We start from the raw sequence: 19,763 nt of genomic DNA on the forward strand, positions 1-19,763 counted from the left end.
CCTGCTATGAGTTCTGTATCGCTAAGCGAAGCGCAGTTCGTCGGCACCGATCGCCTGCTGGCGGGTATTGTATTGAGCGTTCTGACCTTCTGGCTGTTTGCCCAGTCGGTGATTAACGTGGTTCCGGCAATGAAAAGCAGCCTTGATATTTCGCTGGAAACCCTGACCCTGGCGGTGAGCCTGAGCGCCTTGTTCAGCGGCTGCTTTGTGGTCGCCAGCGGCGGGCTGGCGGATAAATTCGGCCGCATGCGCATGACCACCCTGGGCCTGATTCTCAGCATAGCCGGCAGCGCAATGCTGGTGCTCTCCCAGGGACCCGCGCTGTTCCTGGCCGGACGCGTTTTACAGGGGCTATCGGCCGCCTGCATCATGCCGGCGACGCTGGCATTAATAAAAACCTGGTATGAAGGTAAAGCGCGCCAGCGGGCGGTCAGCTTCTGGGTCATCGGCTCCTGGGGCGGCAGCGGGCTGTGCTCGTTTGTCGGCGGGGCGATTGCTACCGGACTGGGCTGGCGCTGGATCTTTGTTTTCTCCATCGCGGTAGCGCTGGCGGCGCTGTTTTTACTGCGCGGTACGCCGGAGAGCCGCAGCGCCAGCGCGCAGCAGCATAAGCTGGACATCAGCGGCCTGCTCAGCCTGATCCTTGCGCTGGTGCTGTTAAATCTGTTTATCAGCAAAGGCCACGGCTGGGGCTGGAGCAGCGGAACCTCGCTGACGATGCTGGGCGGCGCGGTGGCGGCGGGGTTATTTTTTATCCGCAGCGGTCGGCGTAAGGGCGACGCGGCGTTGATTGATTTTGCGCTGTTTCGTAACCGGGCCTACAGCGCCGCGGTGCTGTCGAATTTTCTGCTCAACGGCGCCATCGGTACCATGATGATTGCCAGCATCTGGCTCCAGCAGGGGCACCATCTAAGCCCGCTGGAGAGCGGAATGATGACGCTCGGCTACCTGGTCACCGTGCTGGCGATGATCCGGGTGGGCGAAAAGCTGCTGCAACGCTACGGCGCGCGCTTGCCGATGATCGCCGGCCCGGTTTTTACCGCGCTTGGCATCCTGCTTATTTCCTGCACCTTTCTCGATAAATCGACCTATATCGTCACGGTCTTTTTCAGCAACGTGCTGTTTGGCTTTGGACTGGGCTGCTACGCTACTCCGTCAACGGACACCGCGGTGGTCAACGCTCCCGAGAATAAGGTCGGGGTGGCGTCGGGAATTTATAAGATGGGTAGTTCGCTCGGCGGGGCGATGGGTATAGCGGTGACAGCGTCACTTTTTGCGCTGTTTTTACCGCTGGGAATGGCCAGCGCGGCGCAGTATGCGCTGTGGTTTAACGCCGAGCTCTGTCTCGGTTCAATGACGCTGAGCGCGCTGCTGCTGCCGCGCATAGCTCAAAGCTGATGCTTTTTCAGCAGCGCCCGCAGCTGGTGATAGGTTAGCCCCAGTAGCTCGGCCGCCTGCTTTTGATTGTACTTTGCCTGTTCGAGACTTCTCTCGAGCAGGCTTTTTTCTTGCTCCTGCTGGAAAGCGCGCAAATCGAGCGGCAACGTGGGGCCGGGCGCCTTTTCTGCTGCAGCGGGCGGGGCAGTTTGCTGCTGGCGGAAGGGGTTAATAATAATATTATCCAGCTCGCTTTCACTGCTGCCGTGACGGTAAACCGACCGTTCCACCACGTTTTTTAATTCACGGATATTCCCCGGCCAGCGGTAGTTCTGCAGCGTCACGGCGGCGCGTTCGCTAAAGCCGGGAAACAACGGCAGTCCGAGTTCGCGGCACATCTGGATAGCAAACTGGGTGGCGAGCAGCATAATATCGCTCTGGCGTTCGCGCAGCGGCGGCAACTGCACCACATCGAAAGCCAACCTGTCGAGTAGGTCAGCGCGAAAGAGCCCATCTTCCACCATTTGTGGCAGATCGGCGTTGGTCGCGCACACCAGGCGGACGTTAACCTGCAGCGGCTGGCTGCCGCCGACGCGCTCGAGTTCGCCATACTCAATCACGCGCAGCAGCTTTTCCTGCACCAGCATCGGCGCGGTGGCCAGCTCATCAAGAAACAGGGTACCGCCGTCGGCGCGCTCGAAGCGCCCCGGATGGCGTTTACTGGCCCCCGTAAATGCCCCGGCTTCATGACCGAATAGCTCGGAATCGAGCAGGTTTTCATTCAGCGCAGCGCAGTTCAGCGAGATAAACGGCCCCTGCCAGCGGGAAGAGAGGAAGTGCAGGCGGCTGGCGATCAGCTCCTTACCGGTTCCGCGTTCGCCAATCACCAGCACCGGTTTATCGAGCGGCGCCAGTCTTGAGACCTGTTCCAGCACTTCCAGGAAGCTGTTGGCCTCGCCGAGCAGGTTGTCCTTGTATTCCGCCATGATGAATTTCGCCATTAAGTAGTGTGATTCACCAGGTCACTTTAGCAATGCGTTGGCCAGATAACAACCACTTCTATTAAAATCAATAAGATAAAAAGTTGGCACAGCATTTGTATTAGTGATGGCACAGGCCGGTGCCTGATACCAGAACTATGAGGATTGAAATTATGGGTATTTTTTCTCGTTTTGCCGACATCGTGAACGCCAACATTAACTCTCTGCTGGAGAAAGCGGAAGATCCGCAGAAGCTGGTTCGACTGATGATCCAGGAGATGGAAGACACGTTGGTTGAAGTGCGTTCGACCTCGGCGCGGGCGTTGGCTGAAAAGAAACAGCTGACCCGTCGTATTGAACAGGCCGTTGCGCAGCAGGCGGAATGGCAGGAGAAAGCCGAACTGGCGTTGCGTAAAGAGAAAGAGGATCTGGCTCGTGCGGCGCTGATCGAGAAGCAGAAGCTGACCGACCTGATCGCTAGCCTGGAAAATGAAGCGCAGCTGGTTGATGAAACGCTGGCGCGGATGAAAAAAGAGATTGGCGAGCTGGAGAATAAACTGAGCGAAACGCGCGCCCGTCAGCAGGCGTTGATGCTGCGCCATCAGGCCGCAAGTTCCTCCCGCGACGTTCGTCGTCAGCTGGACAGCGGCAAGATTGATGAGGCGATGGCGCGCTTTGAATCGTTTGAACGCCGTATCGATCATATGGAAGCCGAAGCCGAAAGCCACCGCTTCGGTAAAGATAAATCGCTGGATCAGCAGTTCGCCGATCTGAAAGCGGACGATGAAATCAGCGAGCAGCTGGCGGCGTTGAAAGCCAAAATGAATCAAAATAACCAGTAATGTATTCGGGCGGCACCGAGACGTGCCGCCGCCATCTGCAAGGAGTTCACATGAGCATGCTTTTTCTCGCCATCCCTTTGACGTTGTTTGTGCTGTTTGTTTTGCCGGTCTGGCTTTGGCTGCATTACAACAACCGCACCGCCAGCGGCAGTTTATCGCAAAACGAGCAGCAGCGCCTGCTGCAGCTGACCGATGACGCAAAGCGCATGCGCGAGCGTATTCAGGCGCTGGAAGCCATTCTTGACGCTGAGCATCCGAACTGGAGAGAAAAATAATGGGCGGACTGGATCTGAGTAAAAAACTGTGGCGCATTCCACAGCAGGGCATGGTCAAAGGCGTTTGCGCCGGTATCGCGCAGTACCTGGACGTGCCGGTTAAGCTGGTGCGCCTGATTACCGTACTGGCAATGATTTTTGGCCTGTTCCTGTTTGTGGTGGTGGCCTACATCATTCTCTCGTTTGCGCTGGATCCTATGCCGGAAAGCGAGCTGTATGGTGAAAAAACGCCGAGCAGCGGAGAACTGCTGGCTGCTGCGGATAAGGAGCTGGCTGCAGGGGAGCGCCGTCTGCGTGAAATGGAACGCTACGTCACCTCTGACACCTTTTCGCTACGCAGTCGTTTTCGCCAGCTATAACTGAAAGTTGAGGTTAATAATGAACATGAAATGGCAGCAGGCCGGGCAAAAAGTTAAACCGGGTCTGAAAATCGCAGGCAAGCTGGTGTTGCTCACCGCGCTGCGCTACGGCCCGGCGGGCGTCGCTGGCTGGGCGGTAAAATCCGTCGCGCGTCGGCCGCTGAAAATGCTGCTGATGCTTGTTCTGGAACCGATGCTCAGCCGGGCGGCGCAGCGGTTTTCTAAACGTCGTGGATGGCGTATGTTATGAGTGCCTAAAAACTCACTCTATCAGGATGATAAAATGCGAAAATTGTTTCTGGGTTTAGCGCTGGCGATGGCTTTACCCGCCTTCGCGGCGGAGCACTGGATTGACGTCCGCGTTCCGCAGCAGTATCAAAAAGAACACGTTAACGGCGCGGTGAACATACCGCTGGCGGATTTAAAATCGCGGATTGCGGCTGAAGTGCCGGATAAAAACGATACCATTCACGTCTATTGTAACGTTGGCCGACAGTCGGGCCAGGCTCAGCAGCTGCTGAGCGAAATGGGCTACACGCAGGTGGTGAATGCCGGCGGCCTCAGTCAAATAGCGATGCCGAAAAGCGCCAGCCACTAACCGTCAGCCCCGCCGCAGCGGGGCTATTGCACTTTATTGATTAGCCCTCATGTCTATTTCCCTCGTTCTTCAGGCTCAACAGGATGGCGATGAAGCGACTCAAAACAGAATTTAATGCGCTGGTGAATCGTGGGGTTGACCGGCATCTCCGTCTGGCCGTCACCGGTCTTAGCCGTAGCGGCAAGACCGCGTTTATTACCGCACTGGTCAATCAGCTACTGAATATCCACGCCGGGGCACGGCTGCCGCTGCTTAGCGCGGCCAGAGAAGAACGCCTGCTGGGCGTCAAGCGCGTCCCGCAGCGGGATTTTGGCATTCCGCGTTTTACCTATGACGAAGGGCTGGCCCAGCTCTATGGACAACCTCCGGTCTGGCCGACGCCCACCCGCGGCGTCAGCGAAATCCGCCTCGCTCTGCGCTATCGCTCTAACGATTCGCTGCTGCGCCATTTTAAAGAGACTTCGACGCTCTATCTGGAGATTGTCGATTATCCCGGCGAGTGGCTGCTGGATCTGCCGATGCTGGCCCAGGATTACCTGACCTGGTCACGACAGATGACCGGACTGCTGCAGGGGCAGAGGGCGGCGTGGTCGGCGCGCTGGCGGCAGCTTTGCGAAGGGCTGGATCCGCTTGCGCCCGCCGATGAAACCCGTCTGGCGGAGATCGCCGCGGCGTGGACCGATTATCTGCACAGCTGTAAGCGCGAAGGGATGCATTTTATTCAGCCCGGGCGCTTTGTGCTGCCCGGCGAAATGGCTGGCGCGCCGGCGCTGCAGTTCTTCCCCTGGCCGGACGTTGATGCCGCCGGTGAGGCTAAGCTGGCGCAGGCGGACAAACCGACCAATGCCGGAATGCTGCGCGAGCGTTTTAAATACTACTGCGAGAAAGTGGTGAAAGGCTTCTACAAAGATCATTTTCTCCGCTTCGACCGGCAGATTGTGCTGGTGGACTGCCTGCAGCCGCTTAACAGCGGGCCTCAGGCGTTTAACGACATGCGTCTCGCGCTGACGCAGCTGATGCAAAGCTTCCACTATGGCCAGCGCACGCTGTTTCGTCGTCTGTTCTCACCGGTTATCGATAAGCTGCTGTTCGCCGCGACCAAAGCCGATCACGTCACCGTCGATCAGCACAGCAATATGGTATCGCTGCTGCAGCAGCTGATTCAGGATGCCTGGCAGAACGCGGCGTTTGAAGGCATCAGCATGGATTGCCTGGGTCTGGCGTCGATTCAGGCGACGCAGAGCGGGCTTATTGAGGTGAACGGGGAGAAGATCCCTGCGCTGCGGGGGCATCGGCTAAGCGACGGACAGCCGCTGACCGTCTATCCCGGGGAAGTGCCCGCGCGCCTGCCGGGTCAGGCCTTCTGGGAGCAGCAGGGCTTTCAGTTTGAAAACTTCCGCCCGCAAGTGATGGATGTTGATAAACCGCTGCCGCATATTCGCCTCGACGCGGCGCTGGAATTTTTGATCGGAGATAAATTGCGATGACCGAACCCTTAAAACCGCGTATTGATTTCGACGGCCCGCTGGAGGTGGAAAAGGCGCAAATTCTGAAATCCGCTCGCGCTTTTGACGGCGCGGATGCGGAGAAGTTCGCCCCTGCGCGCCTTGACGCGCCGGAAGAAGAAGAGGGGGCGGCGGAAGCGGTAGTGGAGTCGGTGCTGCGGCCTAAGCGCAGCCTGTGGCGAAAGATGGTCAGCGCCGGGCTGGCTATTTTTGGCGTCAGCGTCGTAGCGCAGGGCGTGCAGTGGACGATGACCGCCTGGCAAACGCAAGACTGGATCGCCCTCGGCGGCTGCGCAGCCGGCGCGCTGATTGTCGGGGCGGGCGTCGGCTCGGTAGCAACCGAATGGCGCCGTCTGTGGCGGTTACGCCAGCGCGCGCACGAGCGCGATGAGGCGCGGGACCTGATGCATAGTCATGCGGTCGGCAAAGGGCGTGCCTTTTGCGAAAAGCTGGCCCGGCAGGCGGGTCTCGATCAATCGCATCCGGCGCTGCAACGCTGGTATGCAGCGATCCACGAAACGCAAAACGATCGCGAAGTGGTAAGCCTGTACGCGCAGATCGTGCAGCCGGTGCTGGATGCGCAGGCACGGCGTGAGATTAGCCGCTCGGCGGCGGAATCGACGCTGATGATTGCCGTCAGTCCCCTGGCGCTGGTGGATATGGCGTTTATCGCCTGGCGTAATTTACGCCTCATCAACCGCATCGCCACTCTGTACGGTATTGAGCTCGGCTACTACAGCCGCCTGCGCCTGTTCCGTCTGGTGCTGCTGAATATCGCCTTTGCCGGCGCCAGCGAGCTGGTGCGGGAAGTCGGGATGGACTGGATGTCGCAGGATCTGGCAGCCAGGCTATCGGCGCGCGCGGCGCAGGGGATTGGCGCCGGGCTGTTGACCGCGCGGCTGGGTATCAAGGCGATGGAGCTCTGCCGCCCGCTGCCGTGGATCGCCGATGATAAACCGCGGCTGGGCGACTTCCGCCGCGAGCTGATCGGCCAGCTAAAAGAGACGTTGCAAAAGAGCAAAAGCTGCGCGGAAAAATAAGTCGCTTAAGCATTCCCGGCTTGCGGCGTGAACGCCTTAGCCGGGTTACCGCTCCACAGAAGGCTGTCACTTGTCTCACGGCGATGCGCAGCGCAATCGGGGGAGAAAAGCAGCGGCGATGACGACCGGTTCTTTATTGCCATTTTCCTCTCTGAGCGCATAACTTTACGGCAGAAAGGCCATTTTTCCGCCATACTGTCAATAATTGTTGACACCTATCTTCACGCCAGCAAATAACTGTCCTATTATTCATCCGTTATTGGCCTCTTTAGGGTGAAAACTCCTATGCGTCTTGAAGTCTTTTGTGAAGACCGTCTTGGTCTGACTCGTGAATTGCTCGATTTACTGGTGCTGCGCGGTATCGACCTGCGGGGTATCGACATTGACCCTATTGGCCGAATTTATCTCAATTTCGCCGAGCTGGAGTTCGCTAGCTTCAGCAGTCTGATGGCGGAAATTCGTCGTATCGCCGGCGTCACCGACGTGCGCACCGTGGCGTGGATGCCGTCAGAACGAGAACATCTGGCGCTCAGCGCGCTGCTGGTGGCGATGCCGGAGCCTGTGCTCTCTCTCGACACCAAAGGAAAAGTCGAACTGGCTAACCCGGCCAGCTGCCAGCTGTTTGGCCAGAGCCAGGAGAAGCTGCGCAGCCATCCGGTCGCACAGCTGATTACCGATTTTAACGTCCAGCGCTGGCTGGAAAATAGTCCGCAGGAGTCCCACGCCGAGCACGTGGTGGTTAACGGGCAGAACTTCCTGCTGGAGATCACCCCGGTTTATCTCGAAGGCGAACACGGCGAGAAGGTGCTGACCGGCGCGGTAGCGATGCTGCGTTCAACGGTCCGTATGGGGCGCCAGCTGCAAACGATGACCATTCAGGACACCAGCGCCTTCAGCCAGATCCTCGCCGTAGGCCCGAAAATGCGCCACGTCGTCGAGCAGGCTCGCAAGCTGGCTATGCTCAGCGCGCCGCTGCTGATCGTCGGCGATACCGGTACTGGTAAAGATTTGCTCGCCCACGCCTGCCACCTCGCCAGCCCGCGAGCGGGGAAACCTTACCTGGCCCTGAACTGCGGCTCCATTCCGGAGGACGCGGTGGAGAGCGAGCTGTTTGGCGACGCTATCCAGGGCAAAAAGGGGTTCTTCGAGCAGGCTAACGGCGGTTCGGTTCTGCTGGATGAAATTGGCGAAATGTCGCCGCGAATGCAGACTAAGCTGCTGCGCTTCCTCAACGATGGAACCTTCCGCCGGGTCGGGGAAGATCATGAAGTCCACGTAGATGTACGGGTGATCTGCGCGACGCAGAAAAACCTGGTGGAGCTGGTGCAAAAAGGGCTGTTCCGCGAAGATCTCTATTATCGTCTTAACGTGCTGACGCTCTATTTACCACCGCTGCGCGATTGTCCGCAGGATATCATGCCGCTGACCGAACTGTTTGTGGCGCGTTTCGCCGATGAGCAGGGTATCCCGCGGCCGAAACTTTCTGCCGATTTAAACAGCGTATTGACGCGCTATAGCTGGCCGGGCAACGTGCGCCAGCTCAAAAACGCGATTTACCGTGCCCTGACTCAGCTGGACGGTTTTGAACTGCGCCCTCAGGATATCCTGCTGCCGGATCACGACGTCTCGTCATTAGCGGTTGGCGAAGAAGCGATGGAAGGCTCGCTGGATGATATCACGCGCCGTTTCGAGCGCTCGGTGCTTACCCAGCTTTATCGTAGCTTCCCCAGCACGCGTAAACTGGCCAGGCGGCTTGGCGTCTCGCATACCGCCATCGCCAATAAACTTCGCGAGTACGGTCTGAGCCAGAAAAAAGGCGACGAGTAATTCCCGCCGACCGGTTGCCTGCGCCGTCGGTCGGCATTTCCAGAACATTTCCAGAAAAAGGAGGGGGCCTGGCGGCGAATGAATCTGTATATACTGCGTTTTTACCCTCTTTTTTGCAGGAATACGCATGTGGATCTGGCGTAGTCGTTTTTTTCAGTGGATGAAACTGCTGGTGCTCTCCAGCGCGATCTCTTTTGCGCTGTTCTGGTTTCACCTCCCGGCCGCGCTGCTGCTGGGGCCGATGATTGCCGGCATTTGCCTGAGCCTTCGCGGCGCGGAAATCCGCGTTCCCCGACCCTTTTTTATTGCCGCTCAGATGATTATCGGCTGCATGATCGCCCGTAGCCTGACGCCCTCGATTTTCGGTGTTCTGCTGGCAAACTGGGCGCTGGTGCTGCTGATTCTCTTCTCCACGCTCGCCATCAGCGCGCTGGCGGGATGGCTGCTGGTGCGCTATAGCGCGCTACCCGGCGCCACCGGGGCGTGGGGAAGTTCGCCGGGCGGCGCTTCGGCGATGGTTATTATGGCCCAGGAGTACGGCGCCGACGTTCGACTGGTGGCGCTGATGCAGTATTTGCGCGTACTTTTTGTTGCCGGTGCCGCGGCGCTGGTGGTTCGCGTTGCGCTCGGCGGCGAAGCCCAGGAGATGACTCAGCAGGTCGCCTGGTTTCCCCCGATAAGCTGGCAGCTACCGCTTACGCTGTTGGTGACGGCGGCCGCGGGATGGCTGGGGCTGCGTCTGCGCTTTCCGTCCGGTGCGATGCTTTTCCCGATGCTGATCGGCGCGCTGGTGCAGGGAGAAGGCTGGCTGCAGCTTGAACTCCCTGAGTGGCTGCTGGCGCTGGCTTATGCCGCCGTTGGCTGGAGCGTTGGTCTAAAGTTTAATAAACAGATCTTCCTGCTGGCGTTAAAAACCCTGCCGCAGATCCTGGCATCGATTATCGGCCTGATTCTGCTATGTGCGCTGATGGCTTATGGACTGACGCAGGTTTTACCGCTGGACTTTATGACCGCCTATCTGGCGACCAGCCCGGGCGGGCTGGACACGGTAGCGATTATCGCTGCCGGCACGCGGGCGGATATGTCTTTTATTATGGCGATGCAGACGTTGCGCCTGTTCACTATCTTGCTGACCGGCCCGGCGATTGCGCGCTTTATCTCCCGCTATGCGACGCGGGAATAAAAAAAGCCCCCGTTTAGCGAGGGCTTACGTTACCTGGTGGGGATATTACGCTTTCAGCGCGGCCAGGGCTGCGTCGTAGTCCGGCTCTTCGGTGATTTCATTCACCAGCTGGCTGTATACCACCTGGTCGTTTTCATCAATCACGACCACAGCACGCGCTGCCAGACCGGCCAGCGGGCCCGCGGAGATCGCTACGCCGTAGTCGGCCAGGAACTGCGCACCGCGCAGAGTGGACAGAGTCACGACGTTGTTCAGGCCTTCAGCGCCGCAGAAGCGTGACTGGGCGAACGGCAGGTCGGCGGAAATGCACAGCACTACGGTGTTGTTCAGTTCTGACGCCAGTTGGTTGAATTTACGTACCGATGCCGCGCAAACGCCGGTATCGATGCTTGGGAAAATGTTCAGCACTTTACGGGAGCCCGCAAACTGGCTCAGCGCGACGTCAGAGAGATCTTTGGCCACCAGCGTAAACGGCTGCGCTTTAGCGCCTGCCTGCGGAATGGTGCCTTGAACAGAAACGGGGTTGCCCTGGAAATGCACGGTTTGTGACATGGTTATCTTCCTGTTTACATATAGTTAACGTCGCGGCTAGTGTATGACATCCGTCATCGGCACGGCAAATCCTTTTAATACTTACCTGCGAGGTTCAGGGAATGCGAAATCTGCGAGTCTATGAAGAAGCCTGGCCGCTACATAGCCCTTTTGTGATCGCCCGCGGCAGCCGCAGCGAGGCAAAAGTCGTGGTGGTGGAAATTGAAGAGAATGGCGTCAAGGGCACGGGGGAATGCACGCCTTATCCTCGTTATGGAGAGAGTATCGCCTCGGTGATGGCGCAGATTATGGCGATCGGCGAACAGATTGAGCGGGGCGTCACTCGAGAGCAGATTCAACGCCTGCTGCCGCCAGGGGCCGCGCGTAATGCAGTGGACTGCGCGCTCTGGGACTGGCAGGCGCGCAGCGCGGGTAAAAGCATCTCGCAGCTGTTAGGCGTGACGCTGCCCAAGCGGGTGGTTACGGCGCAAACGGTGGTGATCGGCACCCCCGACCAGATGGCGGCCAGCGCGTCGGCCCTGTGGGAGAAAGGTGCCACGCTGCTGAAAGTGAAGCTTGATGACCATCTGATTAGCGAGCGGTTAATTGCCATTCGCGAGGCGGTTCCGCAGGCAACGCTCATCGTCGATGCCAATGAAGCCTGGCGCAGCGACGGTCTGGCCGAGCGCTGTCAGCTGCTGGCGGACGTCGGCGTCGCGATGCTGGAGCAACCCCTTCCGGCTGGGGCCGATGAAGCGCTGACGAATTTTATCCATCCGCTGCCTATTTGCGCTGATGAGAGCTGCCATACTCGCGATAGCCTGGCGGCGCTGCGCGGCCGCTATGAAATGGTTAATATCAAGCTGGATAAGACCGGTGGTCTGACTGAAGCGCTGCTGCTGGCGGAGGAGGCAGAACGCCTGGGGTTTGCGCGGATGCTGGGCTGTATGCTGTGTACGTCGAGAGCGATTAGCGCGGCGCTACCGCTGGCGCCGCTGGCCAGTTTTGCCGATCTTGATGGTCCAACATGGCTGGCCGTGGATGTCGAGCCGGCGCTGCACTTCAGCACCGGGGTGCTTCATCTCTGAGAGTGCCAGTGCAGCAGCTCCGTCATGGCCTGCAGATATTTCTCCGTTGCTTCGTCGGCGGATATTGCCGGGAATTCGGCGGTGATACAGGGCAGGCCGATATCGGCGCACCAGCTGCCAAAAGAACCGGGCGTTTCATAGCCGACGCTACCCACCAGCGGCAGGCTAAACGCATCGGCCAGCCATTGCCCCAGTTCGCTGTGGCCGGGGTCTTCAATGCAGGCCAGCGGATCGTGAAATGAGATCACCCATGCCGGGTGGATCTGATGGATCAACTGGCACAGCGCCCGGGTCTCGGGTTCCGAACCTGGCTTTTCGCCGGTGAGTAGAACGACATCGCGCTGCTCTGCCGCGCTGTTCCAGCGGTAGACGGTTTCTCCTTCCTTCCAGTTCGCCGCTGGAAAATTCCGGTTCAGGTCGATACCGCGTGCGTTAGCCCGCAGCCCCAGCTGACAGCCGTCAGGGTTGACCGCCAGCACCACGTGATGACGGCGCAGCTCTGGCTTGAGGGTTCGTAGCGCACAGGAGAGGGTGACGATGGAGGCGTTTTCATCGCCGTGAGTACCGGCAAGGATCAGGCCGCTACGGCTATCGGCCAGCGGCGCCGGAAACCACAGCAGCGGCGCGCCCAGGTAAGACTGGCCGTAGCGTTGGGTTCCAGGCGGAAAATCACCGCGCTGGGGGCGAGGACGAGAAACGGGCATAGGGCATCCTGTTATCAGGTTATTTTTCAGCAGTGTTGTGTAAAACCGTCCCGGAATCAAATAGTTTCCAGCAATGTTGAAATCAGCATATATGTCAACTTTCTTTCACAAGCTGTTTGCAATTTCAGGTGATGAAACAAATAATTATCGCACTGCCAGCTCTGGTTTTTTTATTTTAAAGGGGATCTTATGAAGTATCCTGTCAAATTGACATGCGGCGCGCTGTGGTTAGCCAGCGTCTCTTCTCTTGCCTGGGCGGCGGATGTCCCGCCCGGCACCGTATTAGCCGAAAAACAGGTGCTGGTGCGGCACATAAAAGATGAGCCCGCCACCTTAGATCCCGCGAAAGCCGTCGGCCTACCTGAAATTCAGGTTATCCGCGATCTTTTTGAAGGTTTAGTCAATCAGGATGAGAAAGGCAACCTAATACCAGGCGTGGCGACTCGCTGGCAGAGCAATGATAACCGCGTCTGGACGTTTACCCTGCGCGATAATGCCCGCTGGTCCGATGGAACGCCGGTGACGGCAGAAGATTTTGTCTATAGCTGGCGACGGCTGGTTGACCCCAAAACCACTTCACCCTTTGCCTGGTTTGCGGCGCTGGCCGGTATCGCCAATGCGCAAAATATCATTGATGGTAAAGCCGCGCCGGATACTCTTGGCGTCACCGCCGTAGACGCGCGAACGCTGCGCGTTCAGCTGGATAAACCGCTGCCGTGGTTCAGCAATCTGACCGCCAGCTTTGCGTTTTATCCGGTCCAGAAGGCGAATGTTGAGAGCGGCGACAGCTGGACCCGTCCGGGAAGCCTGATTGGCAACGGCGCGTACGTTTTAAAGGATCGCGTGGTGAATGAAAAACTGGTGGTGGTTCCCAATACGCACTACTGGGACAACGGCAAAACGGTGATCCAGCAGGTCACGTTTACGCCCATTAATCAGGAGTCAGCGGCAACTAAGCGCTATCTGGCCGGTGATATCGATATTACCGAGTCGTTCCCGAAAAATATGTATCAGAAGCTGATGAAGGATATTCCGGGGCAGGTTTACACTCCGCCACAGCTGGGCACCTATTATTACGCATTTAACACACAGAAAGGGCCAACCGCCGATGAGCGCGTCCGCCTGGCGCTGAGTATGACTATCGACCGCCGTCTGATGGCGGAAAAAATTCTGGGTACTGGTGAGAAACCGGCCTGGCGTTTTACTCCGGATGTCACTGCCGGCTTCACTCCCCAGCCGTCGCAAATCGAGAGCATGAGCCAGGCTGAGCTGAATGCCCAGGCCAAAGCGCTGCTGCAGGCGGCGGGCTACGGCCCGGGTCGCCCGCTGAAGCTCAGCCTGTTGTATAACACCTCGGAGAATCATCAGAAAATCGCCATTGCGGTAGCGTCTATGTGGAAGAAGAATCTTGGCGTCGACGTGAAGCTGCAAAATCAGGAGTGGAAAACCTATATCGACAGCCGTAATACCGGCAACTTCGATGTGATTCGCGCTTCGTGGGTGGGGGATTACAATGAACCTTCAACGTTCCTGTCGCTGCTAACCTCGACGCACAGCGGTAATATCTCCCGCTTCAACGATCCGGCCTACGACAAAATTCTCACTCAGGCGGCGCTGGAAACGTCGGAAAAGGCGCGCAATGACGATTACAACGCGGCGGAAAAAATCATTATGGCGAAAGCGCCTATCGCACCGATTTACCAGTATACCAACGGGCGACTGATTAAACCGTGGCTGAAAGGGTATCCGATTGCCAATCCGGAAGACGTCGCCTATAGCCGCACGATGTATATCGTGAAGCACTGATGAGCACCGGTTGCCTGCGGGCGTCAGGCAACCATCGCATCTCTCCAGAGCGCGGCCCGCAGCGCCAGCTAACCTGTATTCTATTTCCCGATGCAGCAGCAAACCTTACTTTCGCCAGCTCTCACTCTCCTGGTCAATGAACAGCGTAGAGGCCATCAGATATCATTTTTAAAATCTATATTTATCCTATCTGAAATTATTGATATCTATATTTATCGTCGGGGTTGGGCTGGCTGATGGCTTGCGAGTGGTCAAACGTACTCAACATATCTTTTTGGATACGCGCAATCTTTTCCGCCTCGGGAATGGCCTGATTGCCTTCGCTCATTGATTAGCATCAATAAACTCCGTTTGTTTATATGTGAATTTAATATTTATTCATTTGTGAGATGTGAATTTTTTATTTATCGCAGTCAGATGATGAATGTTTTTGTTGATTTTGTGCGCATGATGCTTATTATTTTTTGTATTTTCATTTAAATGCTTAAGCAAAGTCTTATATTTGGCCTGAATACGGATGAGTTGCTCTATTCTGATGTCTGGCCCTGCGATGATTGTGCAAAGAAAATCGTTATGTTTGACCCATACGCCTCCAGGGAAGGAAGCGCTATGGCCAGGATATTGCGAGTGCGGCTGTAAGGCGGCCTCTGATTTAAGCTGAGGCTGCACGTCAGAGGGGCGCGAATAGCGGCGTCGCATTTCCGCTTATGCGCTGCATCGTTACTGATTTGAGTAATGGCAAAGCGGGGCATCTTTTATCTGGAAGATAAAAAAATTCAACGCCAATGTGCGCTCTTTTTAGCTGCGTGTTTTCATAATGTCGTGCAGAAGAGCGTTTATCTGGGCTGAGCAGGCGCTAAAAGAACGGGCGGGAAATAATATGCGTCAGAGTGTCTAAGTTTTTAAAGGCCTTGAATACGAGCAGGATGCATGCGAGAAACTTTAACTTCATGCCATTCTGGCGATACGTCAATTATCCCGCGCCCTCAAATACAGACTTTGATATCGCTATATTCAGAAAGGCGTTTGAATAAATTCTAAAAGACGCCGCGTTGACTCAGAAATTATGAGCCGAAATGAACACGCTGGCCCCTGAATTAATCGGGTGCGTTGTTTAATCAATTATCCGGAAATGGCTGATGTTGGTAAATATCAACACCGCTTCGCGAAAGGCAAGCCGCAGTACTGGAAACAGAGAGTACTCGTTGTTTTCTGTTTAAACAACAACCTGATCCGGGCGTGCTGTTGGGGTGAGATGAATCCCTTTCTGGATATGGAGGCGCTTTCTGTCGCCCCTCAGGCGAGGGTCTGGAAGCGTTATAGAAAAGTTTAAGGGTGAGGGCCGTCAATCGGAAAATAGCGCGGAGCAGCCCGACAAAGCCCTGGAAGACACGGACGTGCCCCTGTCGCAGGTGGGTCTGATATCAAAAGCGTAATACAGGAGCAGGGATGAAAACAGTACGACCGTTATGGGGACGGGGGCAGATGATCTCTCCCCAACATTTTCAGCAGGAAACCGCGCAATCGGCCTGGCAGACAGAGTATGTCGCCCGGCTGGGGGCAATTCATCCCTGGGGAGTGGCGCGGGCGGAGTTTAATACCGCGCTGCTGAAGCAGGGGAAACTGAAAGCCGACCACCTGTGCGTGCGTTTCGCCGACGGCACGCTCATTGATAGCGATAACGCCGATGCGTTGCCGCCGGTGATGAACCTGCCGGAAACAGAACATCACGAACTGACGGTGGTTCTGGCGCTGCCCCATGAGCATGAGAACGGTGGCAACTGTCTGCAACCGGAGCAGAGAGCGGAGCGTCCCGTGCGCTGGCGTCTGGCCTGGCGGGAGGTGCGAAACCGCTATGGGGAGGACTGCCGCCAGATTGCGGTAATGCAGCCGGAGCTGACGCTGCGTGAGGCCGATAGCGACAACGCTGATTACCAGACCGTCGCCGCGATCCGTCTTATGCGCGATAGCCAGGGACACTGGTCGCAGGACGAGTCTTTTCTGCCGCCGCTGCTGAACGTACAGGCCAGCCGTTGGTTGAGGGAACAAACCGAACAGTTGACGGGTCAGCTCCGTGCGCGCCTGCAGCGCCTGATGTCTATGCGTCGGGAAAGCAACGAGCGAATGGCCGACTTCGCGGTAGCGGACGTGTCGCTGTTCTGGCTGCTGAGTGCGCTCAACAGCGCTGAGCCGTTGCTCAGCCATTTTGTTCGTCATCCGCAGGTGCATCCGGAACGTCTGTATACAGCGTTGGCCGGTCTGGCAGGTAGCCTGCTGACTTTTTCTCTTGAACACACTACAGCCGATATTCCGGCCTATCGTCATAAGCAGTTAACGGCGGTCTTTCCTCCATTGTTTGACTTGCTGGGGGGACTGCTGGAAGCCAGTCTGCCATCGAGGGTGGTGGCGATTGACATGGTTCATGATGAACGACGCAAGCGCTGGCATGCCCGTCTGAACGATCCACGACTGCGTGAAGAGGCGGATTTTTATCTCTCGGTACGATCGGCGCTGCCGGTAGCGCAGATGCTGGAGCAGTTTCCGCTTCAGTGCAAAGCGGGCAGCCCGGATGAAGTCGACCGGGTCGTTAACGGTTCGCAACCCGGCATCCCTCTGCGCGCGATGAGCCACGTTCCGGCGGCCATCCCGCTGCGCCTGGAGAACCAGTATTTCACCCTTGATATGGCCCATCCTGCGGCGCGAGCGATGCTATTGGAAGGCAGTTGCGTCTTTTACGTCCCCGGTCTGCTGGGCGCCCCTGAACTCGAACTCTATGCGGTACTGCGCTCATGAAACAGGATACGAATATCGACGCCCTGATGGCTGACGCCTGGTTGACGGTGACGGAACTGCGGTGCGGGGCGAGACTGGCCGACGGGGAGGGCGAACGCCTCTGGCGACATTGCGTAGAGCATATTGAAAAGGTCATGGCGGAACTGGAGACCGCGGGCCTCAGCGAGGCGAGCCGTCGGCATATTCTCTACGCCTGGTGTGCGCTGCTGGATGAGACAGCTAAAGGACGTGAAGGTGAGGATGATGCCTGCATCGTCTGGTATGACCGTCCGCTGCAGGCGAAATACTTCGGTGCCCTGGACGCCGGCGATGCGCTGTATGAGCGGATGCGACAGGTTCTGCATGAGCCCGCGCCGGATGTGGCGGTACTGACCTGCTTCCATCGCGTGTTGATGCTGGGCTTTAAGGGATGTTATGCCCTGGATGAGCCGGTTCGCGACCAGCTTATCACCAGACTGGCGGAGCGCGTTTCGCCGTTTGAAACCGACCAGAGCCAGCCTGTACTGGCGGGTATATCCGGGCGTAGCGGCCTGGCGGACGGGTTGCGACGCTGGCCGGTTTGCCTCGGGCTGTCGCTGGTTGCGATCGCCGCGCTGTGGCTGGGGCTAAATCATTGGCTTGATTCCCTGATTACAACCCTGCTGCCCGGGGCGGAAAAATGAGCGTGAACCATTTGCGCCTGTTATGGCTCTGGGCCGGGATCCTTGCGGTACTGCTCTGTTTGCTGTTTCTGCCGCTGGCTACCAGCGGGCGGATTCTGGCTGTTGTGCTGATCCTGATCGCAGTCATCGTTGCCCTGATTGTCCCCGGGCGCAGGGGGGAATGGGGACTTACAGAGGATGCCTGGCTGGATGGCATTCCGGACGCGCCGTACCGCCTGCCGGTGGTGCTGGTCTGCGGTGATATCGCCAGGTGGCCGGAGTGCGGGGTGGTTTTGCGTACGGCTCAGGGCTGCTGGTTAAATGTTCCTACCGCCGAACTGCAGCAGACGGTACGTACTCTTCTGCGTAAACGCCCGGATCTGATATCGCAGCTGGCGGTGATGGTCTGCGTTTGCCCGCAGTTGCACGGTGATGAGGCGGCGCTGGCGGTCGGGCTTAATGAGCTGCGCTGGCAGCTGAACCAGGCGCGGAGCGACTGCCGCCGCTCGGTGCCTTTACTACTGAGCAGTCACGTGGCAGGGGCGTCTGTTCCTCACTCGCTATGGCAGACAGCGCAGACCGGGGAAGCCATGCAGGTGTGGCAGGCGAATGACGCGCCTTGCTGCACCGGGACCTGGCTGGCGCAAAAGAACGGAAGGGAGCGTCTGGCCACACAGGTGAGGATGAATGCGCTGGTTCGCCTGACGCACGAGACGGCGCTGGCTATGCTGACGGCGCCCTCTGTTGATACGCCCCCGGTGATACCCGCTATGATGCTGTATCACATGACGCCGTCGGGGGCACCGGTTCTGCCTCAGAATCTGTGGCAGCGCTGGTTGTCTCATCATACCGCTCTGGGCTCACTACCTGGCTGGCAGCCTGATACCTCATCAGCGGATGTCCTGTTACCGGATTTTATTCTGCCACTGTTGCCATTGGGCGTCAGCGAGACGCCACGCGCCAGGATTTTACGCCGGGCGTTCTGTCTGTTCACCCTTGCCATTCTCATCGCACTGTGCGCCAGCGCGTGGAACAACCGCCAGCTACTGCAGCGGGTGGGGTTCGATATTCAGCACTATGAGCAGATTGCGATGGTTGACTACGCCTCGAAAGCCCGCGCCCTGCAAATCCTGAGTGGGGATGCGGTTCAACTGGATCAGTGGGCGCGCCGCGGTGAGCCGCTGAACCTGAGTCTCGGTCTGTATCACGGGGCCTATTTACGCATACCGGTGTTGGCCGCGATTCGTTCCTGGGAACCCCCACCTCCGCCACAAAAACCAGCACAAAAAACCGTGCCGAAAACCATCCGCCTCGACAGCATGTCGCTGTTCGATACCGGGAGGTGGGCGCTTAAGCCCGGATCGACAAAGCTGCTGGTGCACTCGTTGGTTGGCATCAAAGCAAAACCCGGCTGGCTGATTGTCGTTGCGGGCCATACCGACAGTACCGGTGAGGAAAAAGCCAACCAGATACTTTCGCTGAAGCGTGCCGAATCGGTGCGCGACTGGATGCGTGACACCGGAGATGTACCGGAGAGCTGTTTTGCGGTGCAGGGCTTCGGCGAGAACCGTCCTGTGGCCACCAATGAAACGGTTGAAGGTCGTGCGCTGAACCGCCGTGTCGAAATCAGTCTGGTACCGCAGGTGAATGCCTGCCAGCCACCGGGCATGCCTTCGCCCTTATCGCGGGAGAGCGGCGCGTCAATCAATGAAACGGAGAAGTAGCATGGCAACTCCGGTCTGCCTGTTGCTGAAGAGCAACGGCGGAGCGGATATCACAGACTCCCATTCGCCAAACGTAGGTGTCACTACTTGAGCCTGAAACGGGCAGGTTTTCCTGTCCGCAGTTATTTTGCTGAGCAGCCGCGGGGCAAGTGTTCAACAACGACAAAAATTGGTCTGCTGGCCTGATGCGCTTTGGTAAGTGAACAGCGACGGGCGGTAGCGTACCTGAAATGATTGAAGAGAAACTCTCATGGAAAATCCCGCCATTTTGTTACGTCGTCTTCACCCAAACTGCGCCCGCGCAACAGAAGGTCTCTTCTGCCTGCCGCCGAACGCCGGGATAAGCCTGCTCTGCCAGCAGATATTACCGGCGGTAAGCCAGCTGCGCTTAAGCCCTGTGGCTGCAGGACAGTTGCCTCAGCGTCCTTCTCCGGGTCGGGACGATAAGAAAATGATTGCGATGACGTTTGAGAAAGAGGTGAGCGAATGA

20 protein-coding genes are annotated in these 19,763 nt (G+C 57.7%); 16 read left to right on the forward strand and 4 right to left on the reverse strand.

The window, feature by feature from the left end; translation table 11 throughout:
* Positions 1-6: 6 nt before the first annotated feature.
* Positions 7-1,398: an MFS transporter gene (locus HMPREF3178_RS02565; protein ID WP_017146048.1), complete on the forward strand. Its 1,392-nt coding sequence runs from the start codon at positions 7-9 to the stop codon at positions 1,396-1,398.
* Here HMPREF3178_RS02565 and pspF read toward each other — a convergent pair.
* Positions 1,389-2,378, reverse strand: a complete 990-nt coding sequence (gene pspF, locus HMPREF3178_RS02570) for a phage shock protein operon transcriptional activator (RefSeq protein WP_017146047.1) — start codon at positions 2,376-2,378, stop codon at positions 1,389-1,391. The two genes, HMPREF3178_RS02565 and pspF, sit on opposite strands and share 10 nt — an antisense overlap.
* 152 nt (positions 2,379-2,530) lie before the next feature.
* On the opposite strand from pspF, the gene pspA reads away from it, so the two are divergent.
* From pspA to HMPREF3178_RS02615, 9 genes are all read left to right on the forward strand, one after another.
* Positions 2,531-3,199, forward strand: coding sequence for a phage shock protein PspA (pspA, locus tag HMPREF3178_RS02575; protein ID WP_004101456.1), 669 nt, complete (start codon positions 2,531-2,533; stop codon positions 3,197-3,199).
* Between the two features lie 50 nt (positions 3,200-3,249).
* On the forward strand, positions 3,250-3,474 hold the full coding sequence (gene pspB, locus HMPREF3178_RS02580; RefSeq protein ID WP_004101459.1) for an envelope stress response membrane protein PspB: 225 nt from the start codon (positions 3,250-3,252) through the stop codon (positions 3,472-3,474).
* Positions 3,474-3,833: an envelope stress response membrane protein PspC gene (pspC, locus tag HMPREF3178_RS02585; protein WP_004101461.1), complete on the forward strand. Its 360-nt coding sequence runs from the start codon at positions 3,474-3,476 to the stop codon at positions 3,831-3,833. The genes pspB and pspC overlap by 1 nt, the downstream gene beginning before the upstream one ends.
* A 19-nt stretch (positions 3,834-3,852) precedes the next feature.
* Positions 3,853-4,083, forward strand: a complete 231-nt coding sequence (pspD, locus tag HMPREF3178_RS02590) for a phage shock protein PspD (protein ID WP_004101464.1) — start codon at positions 3,853-3,855, stop codon at positions 4,081-4,083.
* 33 nt (positions 4,084-4,116) lie between these two features.
* Positions 4,117-4,431, forward strand: coding sequence for a thiosulfate sulfurtransferase PspE (pspE, locus tag HMPREF3178_RS02595; RefSeq protein WP_017146046.1), 315 nt, complete (start codon positions 4,117-4,119; stop codon positions 4,429-4,431).
* 89 nt (positions 4,432-4,520) lie between these two features.
* On the forward strand, positions 4,521-5,918 hold the full coding sequence (locus tag HMPREF3178_RS02600; protein ID WP_024274060.1) for a YcjX family GTP-binding protein: 1,398 nt from the start codon (positions 4,521-4,523) through the stop codon (positions 5,916-5,918).
* Positions 5,915-6,976, forward strand: a complete 1,062-nt coding sequence (locus HMPREF3178_RS02605; protein ID WP_017146044.1) for a YcjF family protein — start codon at positions 5,915-5,917, stop codon at positions 6,974-6,976. The genes HMPREF3178_RS02600 and HMPREF3178_RS02605 overlap by 4 nt, the downstream gene beginning before the upstream one ends.
* 285 nt (positions 6,977-7,261) lie before the next feature.
* The gene (tyrR, locus tag HMPREF3178_RS02610) at positions 7,262-8,803 is read left to right on the forward strand and encodes a transcriptional regulator TyrR (protein ID WP_004101475.1); all 1,542 of its coding nucleotides are present in this window, start codon (positions 7,262-7,264) and stop codon (positions 8,801-8,803) included.
* A gap of 127 nt (positions 8,804-8,930) precedes the next feature.
* A complete protein-coding gene (locus HMPREF3178_RS02615; protein WP_004101477.1) occupies positions 8,931-9,986 on the forward strand; it encodes an AbrB family transcriptional regulator in 1,056 nt (351 codons plus the stop codon).
* 45 nt (positions 9,987-10,031) lie between these two features.
* Here the strand turns inward: HMPREF3178_RS02615 and tpx are convergent, their stop codons facing one another.
* Entirely contained in the window at positions 10,032-10,538 is a 507-nt protein-coding gene (gene tpx / locus HMPREF3178_RS02620; protein ID WP_004101479.1) for a thiol peroxidase, read from the reverse strand.
* Between the two features lie 101 nt (positions 10,539-10,639).
* On the opposite strand from tpx, the gene ycjG reads away from it, so the two are divergent.
* Positions 10,640-11,605 carry an L-Ala-D/L-Glu epimerase gene (gene ycjG, locus HMPREF3178_RS02625; RefSeq protein ID WP_017146043.1) on the forward strand — a complete coding sequence of 322 codons (966 nt, stop codon included), beginning with the start codon at positions 10,640-10,642 and terminating at the stop codon, positions 11,603-11,605.
* Here ycjG and mpaA read toward each other — a convergent pair.
* On the reverse strand, positions 11,596-12,309 hold the full coding sequence (mpaA, locus tag HMPREF3178_RS02630; protein ID WP_017146042.1) for a murein tripeptide amidase MpaA: 714 nt from the start codon (positions 12,307-12,309) through the stop codon (positions 11,596-11,598). The genes ycjG and mpaA overlap by 10 nt on opposite strands.
* A gap of 189 nt (positions 12,310-12,498) precedes the next feature.
* Here mpaA and HMPREF3178_RS02635 point away from each other — a divergent pair, with 189 nt between their 5' ends.
* On the forward strand, positions 12,499-14,115 hold the full coding sequence (locus tag HMPREF3178_RS02635) for a peptide ABC transporter substrate-binding protein (protein ID WP_004101482.1): 1,617 nt from the start codon (positions 12,499-12,501) through the stop codon (positions 14,113-14,115).
* A gap of 196 nt (positions 14,116-14,311) precedes the next feature.
* Here HMPREF3178_RS02635 and HMPREF3178_RS32000 read toward each other — a convergent pair whose 3' ends face one another.
* Entirely contained in the window at positions 14,312-14,443 is a 132-nt protein-coding gene (locus HMPREF3178_RS32000) for a hypothetical protein (protein WP_017146041.1), read from the reverse strand.
* 1,121 nt (positions 14,444-15,564) lie between these two features.
* Here HMPREF3178_RS32000 and tssK point away from each other — a divergent pair.
* From tssK to HMPREF3178_RS02660, 4 genes are all read left to right on the forward strand, one after another.
* A complete protein-coding gene (gene tssK, locus HMPREF3178_RS02645) occupies positions 15,565-16,908 on the forward strand; it encodes a type VI secretion system baseplate subunit TssK (protein ID WP_017146037.1) in 1,344 nt (447 codons plus the stop codon).
* Positions 16,905-17,570, forward strand: a complete 666-nt coding sequence (gene tssL / locus HMPREF3178_RS02650; RefSeq protein ID WP_004101485.1) for a type VI secretion system protein TssL, short form — start codon at positions 16,905-16,907, stop codon at positions 17,568-17,570. The genes tssK and tssL overlap by 4 nt, the downstream gene beginning before the upstream one ends.
* Positions 17,567-19,273, forward strand: coding sequence for an OmpA family protein (locus tag HMPREF3178_RS02655; protein WP_017146036.1), 1,707 nt, complete (start codon positions 17,567-17,569; stop codon positions 19,271-19,273). Before tssL ends, HMPREF3178_RS02655 begins: the two co-directional genes overlap by 4 nt.
* A gap of 250 nt (positions 19,274-19,523) precedes the next feature.
* A complete protein-coding gene (locus HMPREF3178_RS02660) occupies positions 19,524-19,763 on the forward strand; it encodes a hypothetical protein (protein ID WP_017146035.1) in 240 nt (79 codons plus the stop codon).

Origin of the sequence: Klebsiella sp. HMSC09D12 (assembly GCF_001808475.1) — a bacterium.
Taxonomy (GTDB): domain Bacteria; phylum Pseudomonadota; class Gammaproteobacteria; order Enterobacterales; family Enterobacteriaceae; genus Klebsiella; species Klebsiella oxytoca.